The organism is Maribacter caenipelagi (assembly GCF_004364175.1).
Lineage (GTDB): Bacteria > Bacteroidota > Bacteroidia > Flavobacteriales > Flavobacteriaceae > Maribacter > Maribacter caenipelagi.
In genome coordinates, this window is the sequence record NZ_SNZW01000015.1 from 134,326 (window position 1) to 159,763 (window position 25,438).

General features: G+C 34.3%; 26 protein-coding genes and 1 tRNA gene. All 27 read right to left on the minus strand.

Translation table 11 applies throughout. The features are described 5' to 3' along the window. A partial coding sequence (locus DFQ03_RS11135) for a DUF1905 domain-containing protein (RefSeq protein ID WP_133673527.1) occupies nucleotides 1-223 on the minus strand: 223 nt, incomplete at its 3' end. Nucleotides 224-858: 635 nt separating this feature from the next. Continuing rightward, nucleotides 859-1,617, minus strand: a complete 759-nt coding sequence (locus tag DFQ03_RS11140) for a phage integrase SAM-like domain and Arm DNA-binding domain-containing protein (RefSeq protein WP_166637464.1) — start codon at nucleotides 1,615-1,617, stop codon at nucleotides 859-861. Nucleotides 1,618-2,208: 591 nt separating this feature from the next. Continuing rightward, the gene (locus DFQ03_RS18930) at nucleotides 2,209-2,457 is read right to left on the minus strand and encodes a hypothetical protein (RefSeq protein ID WP_208295910.1); all 249 of its coding nucleotides are present in this window, start codon (nucleotides 2,455-2,457) and stop codon (nucleotides 2,209-2,211) included. A 59-nt stretch (nucleotides 2,458-2,516) separates the two neighbouring features. Beyond that, nucleotides 2,517-2,915: a Fic family protein gene (locus DFQ03_RS18935; protein WP_208295921.1), complete on the minus strand. Its 399-nt coding sequence runs from the start codon at nucleotides 2,913-2,915 to the stop codon at nucleotides 2,517-2,519. Nucleotides 2,916-2,960: 45 nt separating this feature from the next. After that, nucleotides 2,961-3,125, minus strand: coding sequence for a Fic/DOC family N-terminal domain-containing protein (locus DFQ03_RS19260; RefSeq protein WP_208295911.1), 165 nt, complete (start codon nucleotides 3,123-3,125; stop codon nucleotides 2,961-2,963). Between the two features lie 6 nt (nucleotides 3,126-3,131). After that, nucleotides 3,132-3,278 (minus strand): hypothetical protein, encoded by a 147-nt coding sequence (locus tag DFQ03_RS18945; protein WP_208295912.1) that lies wholly within the window; start codon nucleotides 3,276-3,278, stop codon nucleotides 3,132-3,134. Nucleotides 3,279-3,676: 398 nt separating this feature from the next. Further along, complete coding sequence (locus DFQ03_RS11150; RefSeq protein WP_133673263.1) at nucleotides 3,677-3,865, minus strand: hypothetical protein; 189 nt, start codon at nucleotides 3,863-3,865, stop codon at nucleotides 3,677-3,679. Between the two features lie 65 nt (nucleotides 3,866-3,930). Further along, a complete protein-coding gene (locus tag DFQ03_RS11155; RefSeq protein ID WP_133673264.1) occupies nucleotides 3,931-4,500 on the minus strand; it encodes an outer membrane protein in 570 nt (189 codons plus the stop codon). 284 nt (nucleotides 4,501-4,784) lie between these two features. Next, on the minus strand, nucleotides 4,785-6,146 hold the full coding sequence (locus DFQ03_RS11160) for a WD40 repeat domain-containing protein (RefSeq protein ID WP_133673265.1): 1,362 nt from the start codon (nucleotides 6,144-6,146) through the stop codon (nucleotides 4,785-4,787). After that, the gene (locus DFQ03_RS11165; protein WP_133673266.1) at nucleotides 6,133-7,788 is read right to left on the minus strand and encodes an IPT/TIG domain-containing protein; all 1,656 of its coding nucleotides are present in this window, start codon (nucleotides 7,786-7,788) and stop codon (nucleotides 6,133-6,135) included. Before DFQ03_RS11165 ends, DFQ03_RS11160 begins: the two co-directional genes overlap by 14 nt. Before the next feature lie 27 nt (nucleotides 7,789-7,815). Then, the gene (locus tag DFQ03_RS11170; protein WP_133673267.1) at nucleotides 7,816-10,632 is read right to left on the minus strand and encodes a hypothetical protein; all 2,817 of its coding nucleotides are present in this window, start codon (nucleotides 10,630-10,632) and stop codon (nucleotides 7,816-7,818) included. Nucleotides 10,633-10,835: 203 nt separating this feature from the next. Continuing rightward, the gene (locus DFQ03_RS11175) at nucleotides 10,836-12,092 is read right to left on the minus strand and encodes a type II toxin-antitoxin system HipA family toxin (protein WP_133673268.1); all 1,257 of its coding nucleotides are present in this window, start codon (nucleotides 12,090-12,092) and stop codon (nucleotides 10,836-10,838) included. Between the two features lie 7 nt (nucleotides 12,093-12,099). After that, a complete protein-coding gene (locus DFQ03_RS11180; protein WP_133673269.1) occupies nucleotides 12,100-12,387 on the minus strand; it encodes a helix-turn-helix domain-containing protein in 288 nt (95 codons plus the stop codon). A gap of 200 nt (nucleotides 12,388-12,587) precedes the next feature. After that, nucleotides 12,588-13,055 carry a DUF6730 family protein gene (locus DFQ03_RS11185; protein ID WP_133673270.1) on the minus strand — a complete coding sequence of 156 codons (468 nt, stop codon included), beginning with the start codon at nucleotides 13,053-13,055 and terminating at the stop codon, nucleotides 12,588-12,590. Nucleotides 13,056-13,059: 4 nt separating this feature from the next. Continuing rightward, nucleotides 13,060-13,920, minus strand: coding sequence for a relaxase/mobilization nuclease domain-containing protein (locus DFQ03_RS11190; RefSeq protein ID WP_317128173.1), 861 nt, complete (start codon nucleotides 13,918-13,920; stop codon nucleotides 13,060-13,062). 5 nt (nucleotides 13,921-13,925) lie between these two features. After that, on the minus strand, nucleotides 13,926-14,222 hold the full coding sequence (mbpA, locus tag DFQ03_RS19200; protein ID WP_133673272.1) for a mobilization protein MbpA: 297 nt from the start codon (nucleotides 14,220-14,222) through the stop codon (nucleotides 13,926-13,928). 271 nt (nucleotides 14,223-14,493) lie between these two features. Then, nucleotides 14,494-14,784: a helix-turn-helix transcriptional regulator gene (locus DFQ03_RS11200; protein WP_133673273.1), complete on the minus strand. Its 291-nt coding sequence runs from the start codon at nucleotides 14,782-14,784 to the stop codon at nucleotides 14,494-14,496. Between the two features lie 120 nt (nucleotides 14,785-14,904). Further along, nucleotides 14,905-15,576 (minus strand): hypothetical protein, encoded by a 672-nt coding sequence (locus DFQ03_RS11205; RefSeq protein ID WP_133673274.1) that lies wholly within the window; start codon nucleotides 15,574-15,576, stop codon nucleotides 14,905-14,907. Nucleotides 15,577-15,915: 339 nt separating this feature from the next. Further along, nucleotides 15,916-16,953 (minus strand): reverse transcriptase family protein, encoded by a 1,038-nt coding sequence (locus tag DFQ03_RS11210; protein ID WP_133673275.1) that lies wholly within the window; start codon nucleotides 16,951-16,953, stop codon nucleotides 15,916-15,918. Between the two features lie 170 nt (nucleotides 16,954-17,123). Further along, nucleotides 17,124-17,450 carry a hypothetical protein gene (locus tag DFQ03_RS11215; protein ID WP_133673276.1) on the minus strand — a complete coding sequence of 109 codons (327 nt, stop codon included), beginning with the start codon at nucleotides 17,448-17,450 and terminating at the stop codon, nucleotides 17,124-17,126. A 6-nt stretch (nucleotides 17,451-17,456) separates the two neighbouring features. Further along, nucleotides 17,457-18,401, minus strand: coding sequence for a phosphoribosyltransferase-like protein (locus tag DFQ03_RS11220; RefSeq protein ID WP_133673277.1), 945 nt, complete (start codon nucleotides 18,399-18,401; stop codon nucleotides 17,457-17,459). A gap of 96 nt (nucleotides 18,402-18,497) precedes the next feature. Beyond that, entirely contained in the window at nucleotides 18,498-19,820 is a 1,323-nt protein-coding gene (gene qatC / locus DFQ03_RS11225; RefSeq protein WP_133673278.1) for a Qat anti-phage system QueC-like protein QatC, read from the minus strand. A gap of 2 nt (nucleotides 19,821-19,822) precedes the next feature. Further along, complete coding sequence (locus DFQ03_RS11230) at nucleotides 19,823-20,641, minus strand: hypothetical protein (RefSeq protein WP_133673279.1); 819 nt, start codon at nucleotides 20,639-20,641, stop codon at nucleotides 19,823-19,825. Between the two features lie 3 nt (nucleotides 20,642-20,644). Beyond that, nucleotides 20,645-22,432, minus strand: a complete 1,788-nt coding sequence (locus tag DFQ03_RS11235; RefSeq protein WP_133673280.1) for a KAP family P-loop NTPase fold protein — start codon at nucleotides 22,430-22,432, stop codon at nucleotides 20,645-20,647. A gap of 373 nt (nucleotides 22,433-22,805) precedes the next feature. Further along, the gene (locus DFQ03_RS11240; RefSeq protein ID WP_133673281.1) at nucleotides 22,806-24,053 is read right to left on the minus strand and encodes a site-specific integrase; all 1,248 of its coding nucleotides are present in this window, start codon (nucleotides 24,051-24,053) and stop codon (nucleotides 22,806-22,808) included. Between the two features lie 226 nt (nucleotides 24,054-24,279). After that, nucleotides 24,280-24,353: transfer RNA gene (locus DFQ03_RS11245), tRNA-Pro, on the minus strand. Between the two features lie 173 nt (nucleotides 24,354-24,526). After that, nucleotides 24,527-25,438, minus strand: coding sequence for an alpha/beta hydrolase (locus DFQ03_RS11250; RefSeq protein ID WP_133673282.1), 912 nt, complete (start codon nucleotides 25,436-25,438; stop codon nucleotides 24,527-24,529).

The window sequence follows — 25,438 nt, forward strand, 5'->3', positions numbered from 1 at the left end:
CATTTCTGATTTTTTGGTTTATTGAAATCATTTTGTCCTCTTCTTTCCTTGGTGCCAAATTCATTTCTTTCAACTCGTAATCATCAATCAATCCAGATACTTTTAGCGAACCCCAAGCTCCATCTATATCGGCTGTATTGGGAATGACAAGATGGTATGTCCAAGCACCGTTTCCACTTTTATAAATTAATTCAAGCTCTTGATTATCGATAATTTTCTTCATTTTTTTATTTCTACATTTAAGTATTACGAGTAACAATTGACTATACTTTCCAATTTACAGTATTTTATTTTGTTGATAATTTAATTTATAGATACTCTCGTTTTAAATGACAAAGTACTATTTCATTAGTATTATGATCATGTTCAATATGATATAATAATTCTTATAGTCTCCTCTAGTTAAACCATTCCTCAGCATATTCCCACTCCATTCCGTTACTCTCCATTACGGGAAAAAACCTTCGTCCCAATTCGTCTTGGACACAATCCCCGCTTTTAACTTTCCATTACGCTAACTCTTCCCGATACTCTGGAAAGGAACGCTTCATTGCAAGTCAAAACCGTGAATTAAGTCCGCTTGAACTGAATTTGATATATAGTGTTTTATTCCGCTTCAACAGAATTTAAAATTTCACTACTTCAATGTATTTAACCCACTGCCCGAACCGCCACTATCACCCTTTTTTTGACGGCAAAAAAACAACATTCATTCTTGCACCACGGCATAAACCAGGCTCGTACCTCCCTCTTTTTTATACGTCTTACCAAGCCTGAATATTGTAAAGTATTAAGCAACAAAAAAAGGTGACAGTGACGGCTCTGTGGGAAGTAAATCAAATACCGAAAACCATGAAATCATATCAAATCCTTTACCAGCTGAAGTCTAGTTGTGGCAAAGGACTTTTCTTCTATTGCTTGAAGTTCGTCAAGTCTTAAAAAGCCTCTTTCTGTTTTATTATATTTTGATTCGAAGTTGATAAAGGGATCACGTTGTATCCATCCCAATTTTAGAGAAAGGTTGATTAATTTTCTGAAACGTGCTATATGTTTCATCACAGTATTGTTACCCATTCTCTGTTGATGGTCTTCAGGTACGTAAGACCTTAGAAATTTTTCAAATTTTATGATAAAGTCATAGTCGAGTTCACTCAAGTACATATCCGAGGACTTATAAGTTTTTAGTAGGAATTTGGAAACATATTTTTGTGTGGTGAAATAATTTTTTTGGGTTCCCCATTTTAACTTGCCCCTCATGTCCTCGTTATGGTAAGCAATAATATCCGTAACCGAACGATGGGCATCATCTACCCGAAGGAATCTTGCCTTAACTGCCTGTGCGGTAATTAGCTTATTTTCAGCCTTTAAATCTCGGTAGCACTGAAATAAGTGATTATAGGTCTCGTCCAAATAGCTGTTAAGTATTCTCGATTTTTGGCTAGTCCCTTTAGCTCGGTTTTTATGCACATCCCAGCCCGATATTAAAATTTTCCGTTTTAAACTAATGACTGCCCGTTTACCATTTACGGTAATTCTAGCATAAAGTGAGGCCTGATTGTTTTTGACTCTGGAAAAATCTACCCAGAAGAGAATACTGAATGTTGAAGATGTCTTCACGATTTCGTCTTTTAATTAACATTTATTTTGTTATCAGACGAAAGTCAAATCACTTATAAAGATACATTTATTTAGTCAACGCATTTGGATTTTTAACAAATAGGTCAACACTTTTACAGTTTTAAATTTGTTGACCGATTTGTTGACATTTCTATTAGGATTAAATGATATGTTTTGATATCCCTAAAAACGAAAAAACCTGATAATCATACGATTAACAGGTTTTTGCTATAGATTGATACTATAATTTGTCGGGATGACAGCATGCACCCTATTGTTACAAATATTTGATTATCAGTATTTTAATTACACTTATCTAAATCAAAACCCGATATGGACACTTGATAAAAATGGTAGCTAAAGAACTTAGGTATTTTGTGTTATTTACAGTATAAAAGTAAGAAATATTTTCATACGTTTTCATCTAATCATATGTATTTGAAAAAGCGCGATTTCGTATGGTTTATCAAACAGGCTTTGAAGCTTATATTTCGTGAATTCTAACAGAGTAAGGGTAAATTTGTGAATTTTCTGTAACAAAGTCAGGGTAAATTAAATCTGACTAACTTAAATTCATATTTAAACTTCCTTCTAATTTTTGAGTATTTGAAATAATTTGACGTTAAAAAACAAATTCTCCACACCTATCTTTTGCGATTTAAGGGTGCCAATCTTTTCTAACTCTTGTAAATATTCTGCAGCGGTCTGGCGTTTGGCGATGTCCTTATCTATAAAGAACTTTACCTTGCAATAGGGCTGCTCAAAAAGTAATTCTATCAATTCCTTTGAATATACGCGCGTAGGTAGCTTCTCCATTGCCAATGCGATTGTTTCCTGCATGAGCGAATTGATGAAATTTATCTTTTGTAATGTATAGATTGCTGTTTCTTCGACTCCCTTTAGCATATACATAATCCTTCCCAATCTTGTTTTTCGGTAACTGCCCTTAAGTTTTTATAGTATTGATTTTTGTTTGCTATGATATATCTACTCAGATATAGAATCGGAGTATCCAACAATTCTTTATCGACCAAATAGAGAATATTCAAAATACGTCCGGTTCTTATGTTAACGTCAGGAAATGGGTGTATAGCCTCGAATTGGTAATCCATTACCGCTAATCGCACCAAATCATCTAGACCATTCTCAGAATGCATAAAATCCTCTAAATTCTTTAACAAGTCCTTGATAATCTTTTCTCTCTCAGGTGGTGCATAAATATTTTGGCCATCACTCGTTATACGAGTACCTGTCGTTTTTTGTATTCCAGCGTTGTTTTCTTTGATAGTCTGTACAATAGAGTCAAATGTATTTGTTGAAAGTGGTCTTTTGTCAAAGCTGTTTTATCCGTCCCATAAAGCCTGTCGACATCTTAAAACCTTTTTAATTTGTGCATTGGTCGTATTGGTTTTTGTCGAAAACGCCTGATATAAATCATCTTGACTAGTTACTATATTTTCAATCTCGGAACTGTCTTTTGCTTCCTGTAAGGTAATAGCATTGACCAATATAGACTAGTTGGGAATTTCATCTGCCCTACCCTTCAATTCTGCCAAAACTCTTGTGGTAGCGATTGCCTGCTTTAAAACCTTCTTGGTTTCAAGCTCAACCGTTGGTGGTACTAAGGGTAAATTGTTATAAGGTTCTTTTGGGTTGTACATGATTTCGACATATGCATATAACTATGTCGATAACATCGACATAATGAAAATCTAGTTCAAATTTGAAGAATACAAAAAATCTTGCTAAGTTGATAAATAGTCAATTTATAGAACTATTTAAAAAAAAATCTGGCTAGGAAACTTCCAACTTATCAGTTTTACGTTTGTAAGAATTTGTCTAAAAATGTCAGATCTATTAGAATAAGCTAATAGTTGAGGGTATAGTTCAAAGGAGGGATATAGTATAGCACCCCATCGGATTAAAGTGAGCATAGCAATGTTTATTGCAAACCCTTTTTTAACACAGTCTGAAACGATTTCATAAGTGGTTCAAAAAAATCCGTTTTCAGTAGTTCACTTTGACCGTTTTTTGCAGGTATGGGAACATGGTTCCTGTTTCAAACGGTAATACCGTCCGTATAAAAAAATAAACTGTCCGTAGCGTCTGAAATGGCAGCGCATCCTTCAATAGTATTGAGTTGAACATCTGTTAATGCAACGGGTGCTCCCGAGTTAAAATCAAGCCGGGCATTTTGGCCAAAATACCAAATGGTAACCTCGTTTTGGGCAAAGAGGCTAGCATTCATTAAAAAAACAAAAAAAAAGCTTATTCAAATTTGGGATACAATTTATATTGTGTAGTGCAAGTTATTTAGAAACGAAGCCCTACACCTATTTTCAAAACGTTTGCGGTTTCAAAAAAACTATTATTTTGGTTTGGATTATCTCTCGATACATTTAGATAGTCATAAGAAACAAAAGCGAACAAATCGTTAGTTATATCGTAAGCGGCACCAAGATTCAAATTTATCGCTCCTGTACTATCACTCCTATCCGGTGTTTGGTCACTATTAAATTTTGTACTTGAGTTAACAATCGTATAACCCAGTCCAAAAAATGGCCTAAAACCATTTAACGTCTCAGCATTTACCTCCCCGTAGGCCCTAGGTTGTAGGAGTAAAACGTTGTTCTTTATAGTAAATTGACCTAAATTATCACTACTGGCAAAAAAACCAACGTTAGCAGTTAGACCAAAGTTAAAAGCGGAAGACTCTAAAAAGCGAAATTGTAATCCCGCATCAACAATACCATTATCATTGGCCAAAAAATTATCCCCAACCGATAGCGGGTAGGCCACAGTAACACTTAGCTTTTCATCTTGGGCATGGGTAAGAAAACCCATATTTATTATTGTTAAAAATAAAATTAGTTTTTGTTTCATGATTTATAGTATTCTAAGTTGTTATAACTTTATTTAATTTATTTGGTTAAAGTTATAGCCCCCATTTTTATTTAAGGCAATTTTAACTGTCTTTTTAATAGTCACAAATCTCTGTTAACTCAATACGGTGGAAAGGACGGACATAGTGTACCAACCCCGCCGGATTAAAGTGAGCAACGCAATATTTAATGTAAATCCTTTTCTAACATGGTGTGAAACGATTTTGTAAGTGGTTCAAAAAATCCGTTTTCAGTGGTTCACTTTGACCGTTTTTTACAGGTGGTTTACAAATTTGAAACTTGAAAAGTCTCCAAGGCGCATTTAGAATCGAATCCATTTGCATATGCATAGTTGTAACCCCAATATTCGACTTTTTCGTAGGCACCAATACAAACAAGACCATTATCGGTAAGCATAGGATATATGGGATACAACTTGGTTAGAATTTCTTGTTTCAATTCAAAAGTTTCGCCGTCGAACACATGTATTATTTTCTCTTTTTGTACGGATGCATAGATGTCACCATTTTCATCAAACAGATAATTCAAATATTTTTTGCCTGTAATATTACCTAAAACTGCTCCAGGAGATAAGTCATCAATATTAAAAAAACGTCCTTCGATAGCTGTTACAAACTGTGATCTATCATTATTCCATGTAACCATAAACTCATCGATGTCATCGCCATCTAGATTTTGTTCAGAATAGGTACTGATAGTTCTTAAAAGGGAAAAATCCCAACCACTACCCGGGTCCAAATCCGGTTGAAATTCGTAAATAGAAGCGGAAGACGTACGCGGCCCTGAACTTAAAGTAAGAAGTGTTTCATCATTTAATACTTCAAAATATTCAAAGCTATGCCCCAAACCATTTTTTATGGTCTCACCAGTCACTAAATCAACATAATCAAATGAAAAGTCATCAACAAAATATAACCTATCGCCGATAATACCGAAACTTTCGAAATCATCATTAAGTTCAGCAGTATAATGCTTATCGATTTCATAAGTGTCCTTGTCTACAAAGAAAATAGAACCATTCAAATCCGCCGCCACTATTTTGTTTTCATAAAAGATAAACTTATCATAGTATTCATGATTTTGGCTCAATTCGCGTTTTTGAACGACTCTGTTCAATGTACCGTCATAGCGAACTAGTTGTGCCATGTCCCATATATCTAATATATGATAGATATTTTTGTCTATAGGATCTCTAGAAACTTGAAAAGGAACTCTGTTAAATTCTGGAAATAACCTAGAGTACACTTGGGCTTCACTTTCAATTAATACGATTTCATTTAGTTCTTGGGTATCAAGGCGATAATTAGCTTTGATGATATAACTGATTTTAGACACATAGGGTACATCAGTATCTATATAGCTTTTTGCAGATGAGGGTAAACTCTCTATAAGTTCAAAATATGTTCGCTCAGAGTCATCCGTTTTGGTCTCGCGAAAGACTAAAAGGTCTTCAATAATCACATCAGCTCCCTTTGAAAGCTCCCATGTAATCTCTATGGCTTCTTTAGACGGGCTGAAAGTCGTTACGGTTAATTCTGGAGCTGTAAAATCCGAATCATCTTTAGAAGAGCAACCTGCCAATATTAAAAATACGGCAACCAAACATGGAGCTTTATAAAATTTCATCTAAAATTTCTTTTTTTAGTTTATACGTTGATTGACCTTTTCTGAAATAAATTTCATTGTTCAACTGAAAAAAATGACGCAATTCACGGGCAAAACCTAGATTATGTTCAACCCCTGAAACTGTATAGTCAGCTTCGAAATCTCTGAAACCACCTCGTGATCCATTGGACGTAATTAAAGTATTTTGATACACCATATAGATTTCATTGTCAAGGGTGTCTAAACTAAGATTGGGGTTAAGGCGATGACTTGTGTTATTATAGTTCATGTAAAGAGCCCCTTCATGCAGAAAACCACCCCAATATCCGGTTTCCCGATTAGCGAAATGCCCTGACATAGTGCCATCAACCAACTCAGACCAAGTTGAAGTAATTTCATCGAACCGCCAATCTTCTTCCACATCGTAGAGATTGTAGTTGTCATCCACGGCTTCCCCGTTTAAGACATAGAGTTTTTCTTGAAAATGCAGCATAAAAGTAGCTTGTCTATTGTCTGAAAATGGAAGTGGAATAAGCTCTTCTTCTAAGGTATTCAAGTTTATTCGTATCAATATTCTAGAGCTATCATCGGGATTCTTATAAGCATAAAGAAATCCGTCATTATTATACACCACATTATTTATATAACCAAGATAACTACTTCCAGGCACCTCCTCCCATTCTTGACTATCAGGTGTAAACTCATAGAGTGCAACCTTAGTATCGTAAAGGCCTTCATTTTTCCAAAAGTAAGCATAGGCTTTATTGTTGTGCACTATTGGTGGATGTGTAATATACCCTGGCTCATAGTCTACAATAATACCATCATTTTTTATTTCCCAATTTCCGTTCAATATAATTTCATAGTCCGCCATTTTATAAACTACTTCGTTTATAAAAAAATCTTTATAAGGACCTGATGGATAACTTGATCTAATAGTATGTGTAACACCGCTGAAAATGCTCGATTCTTTTCCATCCACTAGTATCGATGTGAACTTACCATCAGGGTTGAAACCAGACCCTTCTAAAACCAATTCTTGGCCTGCCCAAAAGTCATCAGGCACATTCGTAATTATTGGTTTAGTTAATTTTAATGACTCCTCTGAAACTACCTTTTGAAACTGTGCTGTCAATTCAACTACAAGATTGCTTTTAGCTAGCGCGGTTGGTATATATACTTCCACCTCATTATGACTTGCCCTGATTACACTAGCGCTCTCACCATTAATTGAGACTTTTACAAAATCTCTATCTTTGTCAAAATTCTCGCCCTGAATAACTAAAACTTCCTGAAAAGAGATTTCTTGTTTATCGTAACCTTTAATGACAGGTTTTTTCAATATAAAAGTCTCTTCGAGAATATTTTCATTGGTTTTTAAGTCAACAATACGTACTGTTGGGTTATACCTCTCAATACTTCTTGGCACTTTGACCTTTATTTTTTTATCCGTCAAGTAGTTTATGTAAGACTCTTCATTATCAAAGAAGACTTGTAGTTTTCCCTGTTCAAAATTTTGACCGTCAATTACGATTTCTTCTTCTATTAATGCACTAGGTAAACTAGTGAATGAAGGTTTGGATATAGCGTTCGAATTTTCTTCTTTAGTACAGGATAAGAGTAATAGAACACTAACAATTATGGATAAGCTAATTTTATTCATTTTAGATGAGCTAAACGTGATTTTTGTTTAATAGGGGTCATTGGCAATATCATATCTAATCATTTCATAATTGTCATAACCGTATATTCCCGCACCAAGACCAAAATATAATTTGTTATTTAAACCGTAAACAGAATGATTTATTAGTGTAAGAAGCATCGGGGTTTTCTCTGTCCATGTTCTTGTGCTAAAATCATAGGCGAAAATATACTGCTCTGGTGCCTCATTACCCCTACCCCCGCTATAGTAAAGGATATTGTTATACATATAAAGATTACTGTGATAATGAAAGGTATATAAACCTTTAGGAAACCCTATATTTTCCCAAGAATCGTTTACCATATCGTACATCATTATATTATCATCAAGTACATCTAAAAATAAGAAACCATCTTTTTGGTAAATATTGGATGCCATAGGACTTTGTAAGGTGTTTTTTAAAACAGGCTGATTTACAACGACATAAGTGTTTAAATTTAAATCATACTTATAGAGTATTAAATCGCTGAAATTTTCTGGTCTTTTCATCCATAGATAGGCATATTCTCCGTAAACGGTACCCCTTACAGCGGAAAGTCCATCTAAAATAATAAGACCAACCTCCTTCCATGTTCTGGATTGCATGTTATAGACTAAAAACTTATCAAAATAAAACACATAAATATCTTCACCCACTACGGAGATAGTATAGTTAACAATGGTATAGTTACTTAAGTTTGGTATGTTGCTTTCAAAAAGACTCCAACTTAATGTTGATTGATTGAATTCATAAATGCCACCATAGGTTAATGCATACAGCTTGCCATTATGCTCAAAACTTTTACTGAATTTATTGAGCTCTGACGGCTGTTGATATTCCTCTAATTTTTCATATGGCTCAATACCGTTAATGAAACCTATAGACCTGTTCTCATCACCATAGCTCATAATAATTTCATCATTGCCCGTTAATGGAATAAAGTACGGAAGGATAATTTGTGCCTGATTTTTCGTGGCATTTATCAAGGTACAGGAAATGCCATTTAATTTGAAACCAAATTTTGATACTTGATCTAAATTAGTCCCCTCCATGGTATATACATCCTTTCTTGTTCCGGTACCAGATTGTATTTCGGTCACGGAAACATCTCCCAAAACAAAAGAAACTTCATTAGATTCTTGCCCACCTGTTACTACTTTAATAGTATGGGTTCCAGGAAGAAGATTACTAGGAACAGGAAATGCAATACTTGTATTATACAAGGAATAATTTGAATTTCCGGAAAATGGAAACTCTTCACCATCTACATAAACTGTGCTAACATCCCTGTAGCCAAAATCCAATCCATTTAAACCAATTTGATTGCCGTGGTAATAAATATCGCTGGATATACTTTTAATTTCTGGTGAATAAATTTTAAAGTTTTTTTCCGCCACACCATAGGCGGTTGTTAATTCAATCTTTAATTCTCCTTGACCGTCAAATTCAAATTTGGGATATCTGGCTGCAGTGGCATCTAACCATTTAGTTAATGATATTGTTAAATTGCCTTGAGAATCGATGGGCTCAAAATCATATGAATTATTTGAACATTCGGCCCTACCAATTTTTATATTTGATTTAAAACCTAAAAAATATTTGGTTTTTATGGTTATATTCTCGTCATAGAGATGATATAAGTCTTTATCTACGGATATAATTTGCGGTGGTAGCATTGTAATTTTCTCAGAAAGCTCAAACTCACCTGTTTTAACAATTAGTGTTGGGTTTTCATCTTCAAAATAAGTATCTATTACTATTTTAATTTCTGTTTTAGAGGAGTCTATAATGTGTTGTTGCCTACCCCCTACAAATACCTCTAAAGGTTTATTTTTTTGCAAAAGATAGTCACCTTTAACCGTTAAGGTATCTAAAAAGCCTGTTTCTCTATTATCCAATTCATCTATCACAGGAATAGTACTTTGAAAATAATTTTGTTTTTCAATAGCTCTATCTAGAACCTGAATCCTTAAATCCAATAAACCCACAGGAAAATCCTCGGCTACTTTTACCTCAATCTTATCTGTGTAATTATTGTTTATGAGAACCAATTCATAATCATCAATCCAAACTTTTGAAAACTCTGAATGAAAGTTTTTCCCATAAATGAAAAAGCTTTCTCCGAGATACGCTTCCTTTGGAGAAATAGAATCAAAAACAGGTGGGGTCATAATAAAATTAGGTTCTAATGAAGTACTTGTTCCGCAGGTTTCAAGAGCAGCGCCTAATTCGGAAACTTGCATATTTGGAAGAATAACAGCTTTCACCAAACTATCTGATTCAAATATGATTTTCTGGTTGGCGCCATTTAGACTAAAACCATTTTTAATCGTTTCGGAGGAAGAACAAAAATTTTTCCCTATAAAACTGATGGTATCGTTAACAAATGCCTGCTTGGGATACCAGTCCAATAATTCAAAGTCAATTTCAACTATACTTTCAAAATTCAAGGTATCCCCGTAAAAAAATGTCCCCTTTGCATATATGTAGGGATAAATGTCATAATTCTGTCCTCTTTCTAAGCCTGAACTAACAGTAGTTATAAAAGTAGTCTCACTCAGTTCTCCTAATACTATTTTATCATAGAATTCATTGTTTTTCAAAACAAAAACACCATGGTCATTAACTGTTGCCCCAGAGGTACTTTCAACTAAAACCTTTGTTTCCGTAGTGATGCCATTTACCGAGTTTTCTAAAATTTTAAACGAAGAAATTTCAATTTTGTCAAGTTGGTTCGGTGGTATATCATTGTCCTCAGATTCTTCGGTACAAGCTACTATAGAAATAGTGATGATTAGGGCAAATAAGAAGGTTTTTTTAAGCACTTAAGTAGGATTTATCTTTCAAACTTACTGGATTTTGAAATTTTATTCTAATTACTCAGTTCAAGAGCTTAAATTTTCTTTAAAATCCCGTTCTGCTAATTATTCAATTCAATAAAAACGAATTCTTTAGCCAAATATTATGAAATATAAATCATGTATTAATAAATAATATCAATCTTTTCAGTAACCTAAAAAATTCAAAATTATCTATTTTCTAGAAATGCACTGGCCATCAGCTCCTGTTCTCCTCTGGAAATTCCAATTTCTCCTGCAATCTTTTTCCATTGCCCCACCGATCCTAGAACTTCTTTGATAATACTATCCATTTGCTCATTATTCAATCGAAAGTACTCCCCTACGCTTATGGCTAATTCCACATCCAAAGCATTGTTTTCCATATCAATATTTAATGCTAGACCATCTTTATCTATTGACGGGTTAATATCATATGCAGGAGAAAGCACCCACCCTTTAGACGTTAGAATAAAACCATGATTCCGCAAATGGTCATCGGTATTGGAAACCGCAATATTAAATATAATCCTTCGCCATAGTTGACTTAGGTTTTCATCGATGTTAGCACCATTGTTTTGAATAAACTCTGCCATATCCAAGTAACTTGCAGGGTTATCTCGTATCGTATCTTCGTTATTACCCGTCATGGTCATTGCGGATGAAAAGTGTATCCGCTCCTCTCTTACTCTATCAAAACGCTGCGTAAAAAACGTATGGTACTTCCCAACAACCTTTTCAATTCTTGATGGTGCCATATCAATACCACAATTTATCGCCAATAGAAACACTAGAAATTCCCATGCTCCTTTATCTATATTGTCATTCTTGGAAGGAAACTTCGCAATCCATAAATTTCCATGTTCATCTAAAATATTAGCCTTAGGCCTTGCACCACCTAAAGAAGATCCAGGAGCCATAAGAAGGGCCAACCATTTTTTTGTTTCTTCATTATCGGTATCATTCTCAAAATTCTTAGCTGCCTCCTGTAACTGCCGAACCGAAGACCATGGTGGTGTTGGTGAGTATTCGTTGTCATCTAAAAATGGCCCATCTGGATTTAATTTAAAGCGCAATGCTCCCATCCGACTTTCATCGTACACCCCAAGTAAAAAATCTATTTCGTATAAGGTTGATGCTCTTTCATTCTTTTCCTTTGCTTCTTGGGCCGCCCGTCTTTTCATCAAGGTTTTTCCCCAAGTATCTGGCATACTATCTAAGAAGACCCCAAAGTTCTCCTTATTATTGGGGTATTGTGGACCAGAATAGAATTGGATATCTGGATCCAATAGCAGTTGGTGTTCTGATTTTATCCAATTGCTATCGTATTCAAAACTAAATGCTTTCTTCCCTTTGGCATAATGAGCTGCGAGAACGCCAATCAACTTAGCCTCTGGCATTCCTTGCCAATGCGCATAAACGTATATGTCTAATTTTCCAGTTGCCATTTCCAAATTATAACAGTTCTAAATCTTGTAGTTTTCTTCCAAATTCATCATCGGCAGCTAGTTTTAGGAAATCATCTTGTAACCCTAAAACCCGAAATACATTAAAGTAGGAACCAATACCAACGCTCGGGTCGCCTTTTTCTATAAGGTATAGTGTGCTCCTAACAATATCAGCCCTTTCAGAAACTTGAATCGTTGTAAGTTTTCTTCTCTTCCGAGCTAATTTTATGTTTTCTCCCATTCGCTCTAAAACCTTTATATGCTTGGGAAACAGCGTTTGTTTTCTTTTAGCCATAACCAAATGATTGTTATTTCATGCAAATATACCTATTTTGATTGAAATAACAATCATTATCTTTAATACTGTGATAAAGAGCTCAATAAATACTAGGCTTTCCCCAAATCTTACCATAACTTACCTGCGCACGGATCCTGTTGCATTTCTTTAGCGTTCCGGTAGATAAGCGTAAAGAAGAAATCCGATAGGGCGCCGCCCTACATTTGATTTGGAACGCTATCCTGCCGTTTGGCCCACCTTTCAAAATCCTTATAGATTATAGGATGGTCATTAAAATACTGTCTTGCCCTACCAAAGCCTTCTACCCTAGCCTCCTTAACCGCATCCTGTATTTTCAACTCGTAATTGATAAAATAATAGCCTAGATAACCAAAAGCAATGGTGTTAATACTTAAGTAGATATAAAGCAATGCAACTTCCCATTTAGGAGTCCATCTAGACTTTTCAATCTTCTTCAAGACTTCCTCCGTTCGTTTTTCATAGGATGTCAAGGTTCCCTTTTGCGCATTGAAGAAATCCTCTAGAAGGGACTCCAACCTTGTGGTATCCGTCTGTATTTTTTGCTTGTTAAACCGTTCTGAAAGTTCTTCCAGTTTACCGATGGAATTGTTGAACCCAACTATTTCTTGGGTAAGCACTTCCATAATTTCGTCCATTTTTGCCATAATCCTATAGTTCCATTCCTAATCCTATTGTTTTTTTGATGCTGATTTTAATGACCTTCTTAGCGAGGGTCACTGCCAAGTTTGGTGCTACGCTTACGGTCTTGCCTAAAAGATCCAATGTGTTCTCCTTCACTATTCGTTGTGTAACCGCTTTATCGAATTCGATTCGTTGCGCTATTCTTCCCATCGACATGGAACGGTGTACTTCACTCCCCTTCAGATTATGTCCTTTATATTCAAAGCGGAAACCTTGCAACTGATTTGACTTGTTGATGCTGGGAATCACTTCTACCTTATTCTGTTTCATGTATTTTAGATATTGGTCAAAATCCTTGGGCTTCATTTCGGAGATTACCGTTTCATGGATTTGTTTGATTTCCTCACGTATATTTTTGACTTCATTTAACTTTTCTTGTTGCACCTCTCTAACTGTAGTCAGACCCATTTGCTGAGCCACTTTTTCGGCTGCCTGTTGGCTTCGTTTTCCAACATAATTGTCTTTATAGGCTTTTCCATCAAACCCGATGCGATTGACATATAAATGGATATGAATATGTACTTTGTCATGATGCACAAATGCAATCGCCTGTCGCTCCTGTAATTTCATTTCCTTGACGAATCTTAGGGTAATTTCAGCTAGCTGTTTGTCCTTTAAATCGCGACCATCTTCAATCGTGGGACTAAGCACAAAACTCAAGGTGTTCTTTTTACATCTGTGATTTTGTGCTTGTATGATGCTGAACTCTTGTGTAATCTCCTTTGGGTTATCTCCTGCGAGATGTTCTCGATAGACCACTTTTGCTTCTTTTTCGGCATCCCATCCGTAACCCATTGAAGCTCCCGTATGTGATATCGATTTTCCCATGCCTATCATTTTCTGAAATTTAAAAGATGTTGTCGTATTTCAGTTGCCAATTGAGTGACTTCATCGGCCAATTTCGGATCACGTTTTCGGAACATATTGCCGATGAGTTTAAAATTGTTCTGATACTTGGCCAGCATTTTATACGTGGTTATCTGTTCCTCCGAAAGCCGTTCGATTATCCGGTCATTGAAAGCAGCACGACGGCAATATTCACTAATGGAAAGTCCGCTCTTGTGGGCCTTGACCCTGAGCAGTTTCTTTTCATAAATGGAACATCGAAATTGTACGAACTCCTTTTTCATTCTTGGTTTTAATTTCTATAGCGGAACATTTTTTTAATCAATTTCAATAACAATACCCTTGATTAAATCGCAAATCAAAAACTCAATTGTTAATTCCTATCCTTTTGCGACCTTCGGGAGCAAAAGCAAGATTTGTCATGACAATGACACATCTTGAATTCCCACTCATACGCATTATTACGCTGTATTCCGTTTTGCTTATTTTTCTCCCTATCCACATACTTCCTAGTTTCATTTTACTATCACTAATAAGAATGTTTTTAGTAAACTATTATTTTTTATTTTGAGAAAGTTGATTGTCAAATTCCCGTTCCAAATAATTATCCGATAGATTAGGTTCGCCCAATAGCCAGGCATCGATTATATCCTTGTCGAAGAATTTCTGGCGGATGTGTTTGTTACCTCCCATGGGTATCAAACGCAATTGGGTCAGCTTATAAATCTTGCTTTTTGAGAGACCAGTATAGGCTACAAGGTCATCTACGTTCATTACTTTCTTTTGATGGGAAAGAAGCCCCCTTATATCCTTTAGGAGTTCAATCATGTCGTTTTCAGTTTCCATAGTTACATGCTTTAAAAAGTATCCTAAGAAGCGGATACTTGTGTTACAAATGTGCAATGCAATGTAACTGGATGAAAGCGGCTGGAAGGTCAAAAAGGGGAAGTCTACCCCTTAAAATTTCTAAATATCCCCCAAGAAATCGAAAAATGAATCGATGCGATCTTCAAATTCGTGGTCTGGCGGAAACTCATTGTACTTTTTTGATAATGTTTCTGCGGAAATCAGATTTCCTTTGTGGTAGACTTTCTCGGAACGTTCAAAGGATACATAACTGATTCCGGTTTTTAGTTCCTTGAACTTCTTAAGGATGTATTTTAACTGGGGTTGGGTACAGATGAAATGCAGTGACGAATCATGATCCTGAAAATCCAATACGAATACATTATAAAAATCTTGGAAACTGGTCATGTTTTCGTCCAAGTATTCATATTGGGTCAATGATATATATATTCTTTTGAAGACACGTTTGTTGAAGTCAAGGTTCAGACCCACCAGTTTCATTCGCGGGTTGCGATTGTGTTTTTTTAATTTGTCCTTGTAGGAATTGGTTATCAAAGCCGCAAAGATGAAAACAACAAAAAGAACTATTGGAATCAGGGCAATCCATAAACTTCCATAGTTGGCGAAAAGGTCAAACGCAACATAACCGACAAACAAGCCGAACAATATAAGTCCGAAAATCATACTGTTGTTTCCCCTTTTCATAAAAGTGGTAAAGTCATGTCCGACTCTTTCCTTCCTTTCATTAAGGGCGAACAACCAATTCGCAATAGTGTCGATTATCTTTTTCAATTCAGCTAGCTCTTGATTTCAAGATAGTTAAAAGATTTTAGACATTTTTACATTTTCGATGTGGTGGATTATTAATTGGATAGAAATAGCTAAGGTTTTTGTGGGTAGGGAGAAGAAAGGTCAAGCGGTCTTTCGCCGCTTGTGCTTTTGTGCGGCTACGAGGAGGTCGGAAAAACCGGAACGGAAAGACTTCTCTTGCGGACCAGCGAAGCGTGTCTGCAGGGGGAGGATTTGAGTGGAAGGGATTGCCGACTTCCGCAGGGGCTTGGCAGGATTATGAATGTGCCCGCTTCACTCGCATATTGTTTTGCCTAAATTCTCTTAGGCCTCAGCCATCAACTAGTAAAGCTCCTTATACAAACCAGCAAGATATTTGATATAACTTCTTAATTTCATGTCAGATGGGTTCAAATAAAGACCAAAGCTAATCTTTCCCATCAGTTGGTTTAAATACAAACTCCCACTCAATTTAGCCCTTTCCATATGCGATTCCAAACCAAATTTTTTGATGTAATAAATTTCTTGTCTTATCAGTTTTCTAGTTTCTTTATCCAATTGAGGTTTGGAATTTACTATTATACCAGTTACAATTTGCCTTTGACTAGATAGCATCAACCTAGTTTTTTCTTTATTTAGTTCAAAGCCATTTTTCTCTAATAAAGCATTCACAAACTCATATAATGATTCTTCCTCAAAATCACCTGAAAAAGTCAAGTCGTCTGCATACCTAGTATATCTCACCTTTAATTCTTTGCAGAAAATGGCAATTGAATTATCAATATCTTTTAAAATTAAATTAGAGATATATGGACTGGTTGGAGCTCCCTGAGGTAAGGTATTTTTAAGACAACATAATTTAGCTAAGTAATTTGATAACTCAATAGAATAGCCTGTTTCTATAAAAATTTTTTCAATTTGGTTGATATTAATAGATGGGAAAAAGTTCTTAATATCGATTGTAAAAACTTTTTTCTGGGCTTTATGGAATCTTATATTTTGTTTTAACCCTCTTTTTTTGACATAAGCTTTTGCATATACACTTGGCTCTATTTCTTCCAGTATGTTTGCAAGAATCCAATGTTGAATTGCCTTTAGATTAGGAAGAGGTTCCTTTATTTTTCGGAAATCACCATTCTTTTTCAATACCTTATGATATCTATAGTACGCCTCCGAATGTTTAGAAACTACAGCGGCTTGAATGATATAATTTTTCTCAAACCCAACCAACTTACTTAAATGGGTTAAATTGTAGATAATAGGTAAACCATTTTCGTATATAGGCCTTGCATAATTTATACATTTAACAACGTTCTCTTCGGAGTAACCCAAATTTTCCGCGTTAACCCTAAATTTTTTCGCATACACCTCAAAACTCATAACTACTTAAATCTCAAATGGGACCCGAAGGTCCCAGTATTTTGGAAGGCCGAATCAAATGCGACGACTCTGGAGGAGTATTTGATTCGGAACTGCTCTGAAATTAAATTCCCTATACAGATGGTACGACTCGTACATCCATCGTAAATTTAAGCTTTTTTTAATTGAATTCAAAAATTCAGTTCGTTTTCAGAAGGTATAAATATGGTATCAGAATTAAAGATTTCTTGGATTTTACTTGATAATTTAGGACTAACTACTTTGCCACTATGTTTGTAGTTTAATTCTTCACTTAGTTTATTTCTTACTTCCAACCCTTGTTCAGTAAGACCTAAAATGCTATCTGCAAATTCTGCATTACCATTTTTTATTTCACCTTTTATGAAGTCTTTTATTTGAAAATAACTATAGCCTAATCTACGGAATTCGTCTATATCTCCATCATTTTCAATAATGGTCAACAATAAAAACCTTACTTGATTAGATATTTCCTCCATATTTGTCTATTTATTATAGGCTTTTCTTCTAGGAAAAGGCGCTGCAAGACTTCTTGTTTCATGCCAAAAAATAGGTAATGTATTATTCGGAGATTTATTCATAATTGAGACCAGAGCTTCTGACTTTTTATAACCTAAACTTAAATCAGTCACACATTTAATTGATTCTTCCATCATCTCCACTTTTTTAATATTCTCATTTGCCAAAGCTATCGGGTAATAGTCGCTAATACATCTTTCTCTTAAAATAGATTGAAAAACATTTACCTTATGTTTTTTTCTAATAGCTTCTACACCAATTTTTTGAGAAATAAGTGATATTAGTATTGTATTCTTGGAGTTGAATTTTTTAGTTTTAAAATATTGGCTTAGTATGTTATTCGCAGTATCTCCTGAACCAATAAAATCATCAACTAAAATTAACAAATCCTTTTTTGAATTAAAAATACTTTTAAATCGAGCATAATTTTCGGGAAAAATAAATTTATCACTATGCTCTAAATCCCTGTACTCAATCTCGACTATAGAAAGAACCCTTTCACCACTTTTGTTCTTAGGCCTAACTGCCTTAGGCTTTTTAAATATAAATTTTAAGTAAGACCAAAGCTTCTTAAGAACATTTTCACCCCTATATTCCTGTTTGGGTCGAATCTCTAGTTCAACTAGGGGAATAATATAAATTTTTTTTGCATTGGTAAGATATGCCTTATCTACTTTGTCATATGCCTCGCTAAACAGCTTATAAATCTCGGTTATTCCAATTCTATCAAACCTATCCGAGAGTTCCAGAAAAAGGGGTCTTGTACTATCTGGTATTCTTGTAAGTCTATCAATATATTTATTATAAAGTGACGTCTTCATCTTTTTTTCTGGCTCAACCTCCCAGCCCTTACCTTCAAAAAGCTCATCCACCTTTAAAATATAGGATGCACTTAATTTTTTAAATTGCATTCATAATACTTTTATTGCTAAACTAATATAATCATAGTTTATAATACATTCAATATGCTAGACACTTCTATCACAAATTATTTTTATAACAACTTCTTAGGATTGATTCATAAAGTTCCTAACCTCTTTTAACCCCCTTTTATACATATTGACATATTTTCTTATTTCGAATTCTGAAATATCCATATAACCAGATTTTTGAAAAGCTAATCTTATTTTATCTTTTTTAGAATATCTCTTAATTGCAATCTTAAATGCATTAAAATCATCATACCTATGATTTGAGCCAATAACATTCTTGACATAATTTGTAGCATCATCTTTATTTATTAAATACATAGAAGACCTTCTAATTATACACGGTACGCAATGACCACATTGTCTTTCTTTTTCACCTTTCCATTGTTGGTAGTATCCTGGCTTTGAACAAGAAAGTGTTTTGTTAATGTTTTCAGAAACAAATTTTGGCATTTTAGTTTTTGCAAACATCTCTCCTTTGGTCATAAATCTATAAGGATTAATAATCCTATTATTGATTCCTACCATTTCAAATATTTCATTTAGAGAAGATATATATTTTGGATGCGTAGTTTTTGTGCTGTGACTACCTCCTCTTGCTGGAGTTAAAGGTAAATTCAATGAAATTAATCCGTTTTCGGGGATAATCACTTCTGTCTTATCACTTGAGGAGTTCGCTACAAGAAGAGCTAAAGAAAGAAATAGTATTGAGCGCGCTCTTTGAGTTCTTTCTCCTAAAAGAACATCATTTTTGCGAGCTTGTACAAAGAAATAATAAGGTAAAATTTCTTTATCTACTACTTCATTCTGTAATAAATTTACCAGCTCTTTTTGAGTAGTCAATTCTCCTGAATTTCCTCCCTTATGATGTGATATAGTGGCTAAGCTATTTTTATTTGACATTATATCAGAAATACCAATAAATGAGTCCATTCCTCCAGAAAATAAACAAACTTTATCAGTACGAAATTCTGATATTGTAAAACTTGGAAACGGCTTTTTACACTTTCTAAAATTTAATATCCATTTATCTCCACTTAAAAAAGAAAGTGTTCTCTCAAACTGCTGTTTAGAGCTATTCCATTTTTCTAGGTTATAGACGGGAATATTCAATTCGATATATCTGCTCCAACCATAATGCCCAAATTTTTCTCTATTTGCAGCTTGGTCTATTGCATAGGCAGCCATTGAGATATTAGCAAAGTCGATTGCTAAACTATTTGGACATAATTTAAAATTCTCTTTACTGGAAAGAAAATTAAAAATATTATGTCTAACAATAGATTCCCTTAATTTTGAATCTTTCGGATTAGTAATAATAGAATCTAGATAAAAACAATGTTCATTAGCAATTGAATATTTATCTGATTTATTTTCTTTTAAAATAACTGATACTTTCATATTTAGATAAGGGAATAAGCGTCTTCAAATATTTTGTTAATAATTCTGTTTTTTTTCTTCAAATTCATATTTGAAAAATTTGATTCTGAGAACTTTAAATTTACTTCAGCATCGATAAAATATTCAATTTGTGTCTCAATTCCTTTAACTTCATTAGATGATAAATCTTTTTCTTCTAAAGCCGTTGTAATTTCTATTGAAATCCTTTCAAAAATATATTTAGAAATATAAAATTCTAAATATTCAGAAATCTTATTGTCATCCAAAGCATTTATTTCATCTGGATTATCGGTGTAATCATTATACAGCTTATTTATTGTTTCAACAGCAGCATAAGATGCAGCACTTCCTTCGTCCGTACCATCTAAATCAATAAAAATCTCCGTAAGCTTATTTATTGAACCTTCAGCATTTAATGAAGAAATATCACCGATATTATATTTTTCTAATGTCTCTTCAAACCCTTTTTTCGAAATAGATTCAAGAAAATCTACTAAAATTATAGCTCCCTTTTTTCCACTTTGAGCAGAATTAGCTAAACTTTTTTTTCCTCCCGAAGCCTTTCGATATTTTGATGTGAATTTTTTAAAATTACTTTTACTTGTTTCTTTTGTAAAGGCTGTAAAGCTTCGTCTAACATCACTCCAATTCATTTTATCTGAGTGCTCCTCATCTTTTGCATTTTCGTCACCATTTTCCTCCTGGTCATTATTATCAGAATTTGCTGCTGGAGATGGTCCATCAAAATTAGAATCACTTACCCATTCTGGAATTGGATTTGGAGTCCCTTTCGGCCCTCTATTTGGTTTGGATGTTCCCATATATTATAATTTTGACTTGGCTATTTTGGACAACATAGAAATGTTAGAATTTGACCATTTGAAAATAATTTTCTTTGCTGTCGGCTCAAATGGAGTTCCATCAGTTAATAAAAGTAAATTTGGCACATTAGCAGGCATAATTATACTTTCGGAGGCATTATCCATAAAAGCACAATATTCTGATATTAATATTGGATGTTTTTGACAAAACTTTAAAAGAAGTATGTTAAGTTTTCCTCTTTCTTTGATAACCTCTTCAATACTAATTCTATTCGATATCTCTGAAAAAATTGACGTTATATCAGTTGATGACAGGTTTAAGCTACCCTTTAATGCTTTAGTTTGCAACGCACCTCCTTTTAGTAAGTTTTCAAGTATTTCTCTAGCTTCTAGCGAGATTCTTTTATTGGATAATAATTCAAAATTCAAATTTCCTCTTGTAAAATAAAAGTAGTTTTTAAGGTCAATCTCACCAAGCTTTGGTTCTGTGATAACCCATTTTTTCAACCACGTATCACTCATCCATACATCAAATGAACTATCAATATTTTCTTTTGCTTCATCAATATTTTCAACACTTTTAAGGACATTTTTATCTTTCTCATATGAAGCCTTCACAAGTTGGTTAAAAGATTCCGTTTTAAAATATTCCAGTAACATCAATTTCGCAAGAACATTCTTCTTCAAGTCTATCCCTTTTGATTTAGCCATATTTAGTCTAATCATCAACATATTCAAAAATCGCTTGCATTGTCTTGGATTGCCGCTTAATATTGAAACCAATATTGAATTTATTTGTTTAGAAAGAATTAAATCTTGTTTTAAACCTTCAGGCACAATACTTAAGTAATCGGAAATATTTTCTGAATTTAATTTTGAAGTAATAATATCATCCGATGAATTATTAAATGCTTTATAGATTAATTCTTCGAATTCGGTAGATTTAAGATGTAATTTTGAGAAAAGAAAATTTGTATATGTTTCGAATTCAGGCTCACTCATCGACGGAATTCGAATAGGGAAATGAATCAATTTTTCAATATAATCCTTACTGACATCATAATCAGTTGAAGGTAATTCAGGAAACTTCTTTTTGACAGCGTAATTAATTAGGCGCTCATCTGCAGATATTATAAATATACTTTTGTCTACAAAAAGAAATAATTTAATGGCTTCAAGTGTGGATATTATTGTGTCCGGATTGCATCTGTCTAAATCATCAATTAATACTATTACTCTATTGATATTCGTTTCTTTTATCAAAGTTTCAAAATCATTATGAAACTCTCTTATTCCTTTTTCAATTATATCTTGATTTTCATCTTGTATTTCTTTTACATAATCTTCTATATTCAAATCAGATATCTCTTTTAATGCATTTGCATAGTCAAAATCCGTATTACTTGCCATATAAGTATTAAATCCTATTTGACCAGTTTTTGTCAATACCTTAAGCCATTTAACTTTTTTAACTAAACGCCCAATATACTTTAAGGCTTTATTGTCCCAAGTTCTACTCTTAATTAATTCATCGACAAGAGTACTTAATAATGCTATTTTTGCATCTTCATAACCTTCAAATAGCCAACCATTAAATTTTATTATTAAGTTGTCCTCCTTTGTGTTTTCAATTTCAATCATCTTCATCAAACTTGATTTTCCGCTTCCCCAATCTCCATACACTCCTATAGTCGAAGGGACTAAATTGTCATTATTAATTATAAGATTAATTGAATCAGTTAAATATTTGTAATCAATTAAGTCTTGATTAGTTTCGTTATCGTTCCACATAATTTGGAATACTAATTATAAAGGGTTAGGCACAAGGTGTAGGTTAAACCTTGTTGCTATATTTCTAAAGGAATGAGGATTTCTAAAAGTAATAAAATTTAACAAGTAATCAATTACGGAAAACCGTAATAGAGTTAATAATTGTAGTAAAATCCCATTCCACACACATTGCCTTCCCTCCTATTTTCGGTCAGTTAATAAGCGTTCCATTACCTTTTGAGAAGAAAGTTTTTAGAAAGAAAAAAATCAATGAAGATTGTAATTACTTTGCCGGCGCTAAATCTCGCTCAAAAATAAATAGGTCTCACAGACCTTTTTATTTTATGTCGTAATCAAAGCTCAAGTTAAATAACTCAAAACTTTATAGTACAACCTAAGAAACTTCCTCAGCTCTATAATTCTTATGTTTCATATGCATCATCAAATTCTGCATATCCTCCCCCACCTTCTTCTCCACAACCCTTGCATAGATTTGAGTGGTCGAAAGTTTAGTATGCCCCAAAAGTTTTGAAACAGTCTCAATCGGCACACCATTTGATAGTGTAATGGCAGTAGCAAAGGTGTGCCGCGCTACATGAAAGGTTACCTTTTTACGAATGCCGCAGGCGGCGACAATATCTCTTAAAGTGCGGTTAATCATTTGATTGCTGTAAATAGGTAGTAACCTTCCGTTTTCAAACAGATTAACATTGTCGTTATATTTATCTATAATTTCCTTGGCCTTTGGTAACAAAGGAATCTTCAAGGGCTCGTCTGTCTTTGTTCTTTTAGTGTACAACCAATCGTTACCGTCCATGCCTTTTACCAAATGGTCGGCTTTTAATTCGCGAACGTCGATATAAGACAAGCCTGTATAACAGGCAAAAACGAACAGGTCTTTTATACGCTGGGTACTTAGCAGTTTAAACGTGGTTTCTTCAATGAGCTGCAATTCTCTCTCTGTCAAAAACTGGCGTTCTGTTTTTTCAAATCGCAATTTGAAATTGATAAAAGGGTCTTTCTCTAACCACTCCAACTTTACGGCCAATCTTGACATCTTTTTTAGCCGCTCCATATGCTTCATAGTCCCGTTATTCGCACAACCCATTCTCGTGGCCGGCTTGTACTTTCTTATGTACTGTTCGTAATCAACAATAAATGCGTAGTTTAATTTTTTAAGAGGTATATCCTTAATACCCTTTTCTTCTTCCATGAATTCTTTGAGGCAACGTTCTGTAGTGTGGTAGTTCTTCATCGTACCTTTTCGTAGAACAGTATCCATAGAAGTATTGTGATACGTAATCAAATCGAGTAGTGTCTTGCCCTTTTCATCTTCCCCTAAATATCTTGCTTTTATTCCCGCAGAAGTAATGTCAACTTCCTCTTGTAAAAGTTGGCGATGCGCTTCATGCAGTCCTGTAAAAACTTGGTCTAAATACTTGTTCAGCGAGATAACGTACTTAGAAAATCCTTTACCTCTTTTACGTTTTTCGTCCCAAAGGGACACCTGCAATTCCCGATTTAAACTGAATTCGGCTCTTTTACCGTCGACGGTGACCCGAGCATAGACCTTAATAGTATCTACTTTTGAAGTAAATTTTCTAATGACAAATACGACTGATAATCTACTGTTTTCTAACATATTACATAGCTTTAAATTAATAAAATGACGATAAAAAACACAAGGTCAATTACCTTCAAAAGCTACTTCAATGTACAAAAAATACTGTGGTGTGCAATTCCCGATTAAGACACCAACGCGGTGTTTTTATATGGTTTCATGAGGTTTCATTTGATACCCCTAAAAACATAAAACGTTGCAAATCAGGTGATTTGCAACGTCATGCAACTATTTGAAAATAGTTAAGTCGGGATGACAGGATTTGAACCTGCGACCACTCGACCCCCAGCCGAGTGCGCTACCGGACTGCGCTACATCCCGAAATTTAAATGGAAATTAATCTCCAAAATATTACGTAGTTTTTCAACACCTTAAAATGAACTGTAGTGCAGTTTATCCTGAGTGAAGTCGAAGGGCTACATCCCGAAAATTCTGATTGCAAAAATAGAGAAGTTTTGAAGATTAGAATCGATCTTTTATCAAAACTTGAAATACTATCTCAAAGAAATTATCCAGTCTATCATTCCCTCACCCCAATCTTTCAAATGCTCATCATGTAAACCTAATCCGAACCCGTGACCGCCTTTTGGGTAAATGTGCATCGTTGCAGAAACCCCTTTATTCTTTACTGCTTTATAGAATAACAAACTATTTTCTACCGGTACTACGGTGTCATCTGTAGCGTGAAGTAGAAATGTAGGTGGAGTTAACTTGGTAACCTGTTTTTCATTTGAAAAATAATCAGACAATTCACTAGGTGCTTCTTCGCCTATTAAATTAGTCTTAGATCCACTATGAGTATGAGGTCCAAAAGAAATTACCGGGTAACCCAATGCCATAAAATCTGGACGTGCACTTTCTTCATCAATATCATCAACATCTTTATAAACCTTTTCATCAAAATGCGTTCCTAAAGTGGATGCTAAATGCCCACCTGCTGAAAACCCAATAATTCCTATTTTATTAGTCTTAACATTAAACTGTTCTGCTTTACTACGAACTAGTTTAACCGCTCTTTGAGCATCTATCAGTGGCACGAACTTTTTATCGGTCTGCGAAACATCTGATGGCAAACGATATTTTAATACTATACCTGCAATACCTTTACTGTTCAAGAATTTTGCTATATCTGTACCTTCCCAATCATAAGCTAGTATTCCATACCCTCCTCCCGGAAAAATTAAAACCGCCTCTCCGGTTGCATCTCGTTTTGATGGTAAATACACCTCAATAGTGGGTACCTGAACTTTACTGATTCGTAAAATTTCATTTTGCTCATGGATTTCTCTTTCTGAACTCTTAACATGATTGGGAATTTTATCTTTAGGCCATAAAGGCATTATGGTATCTTGAGCAAAAATACCGTTCACCATTAGCAACAATAACAACATTAGTTTGATTTTCAT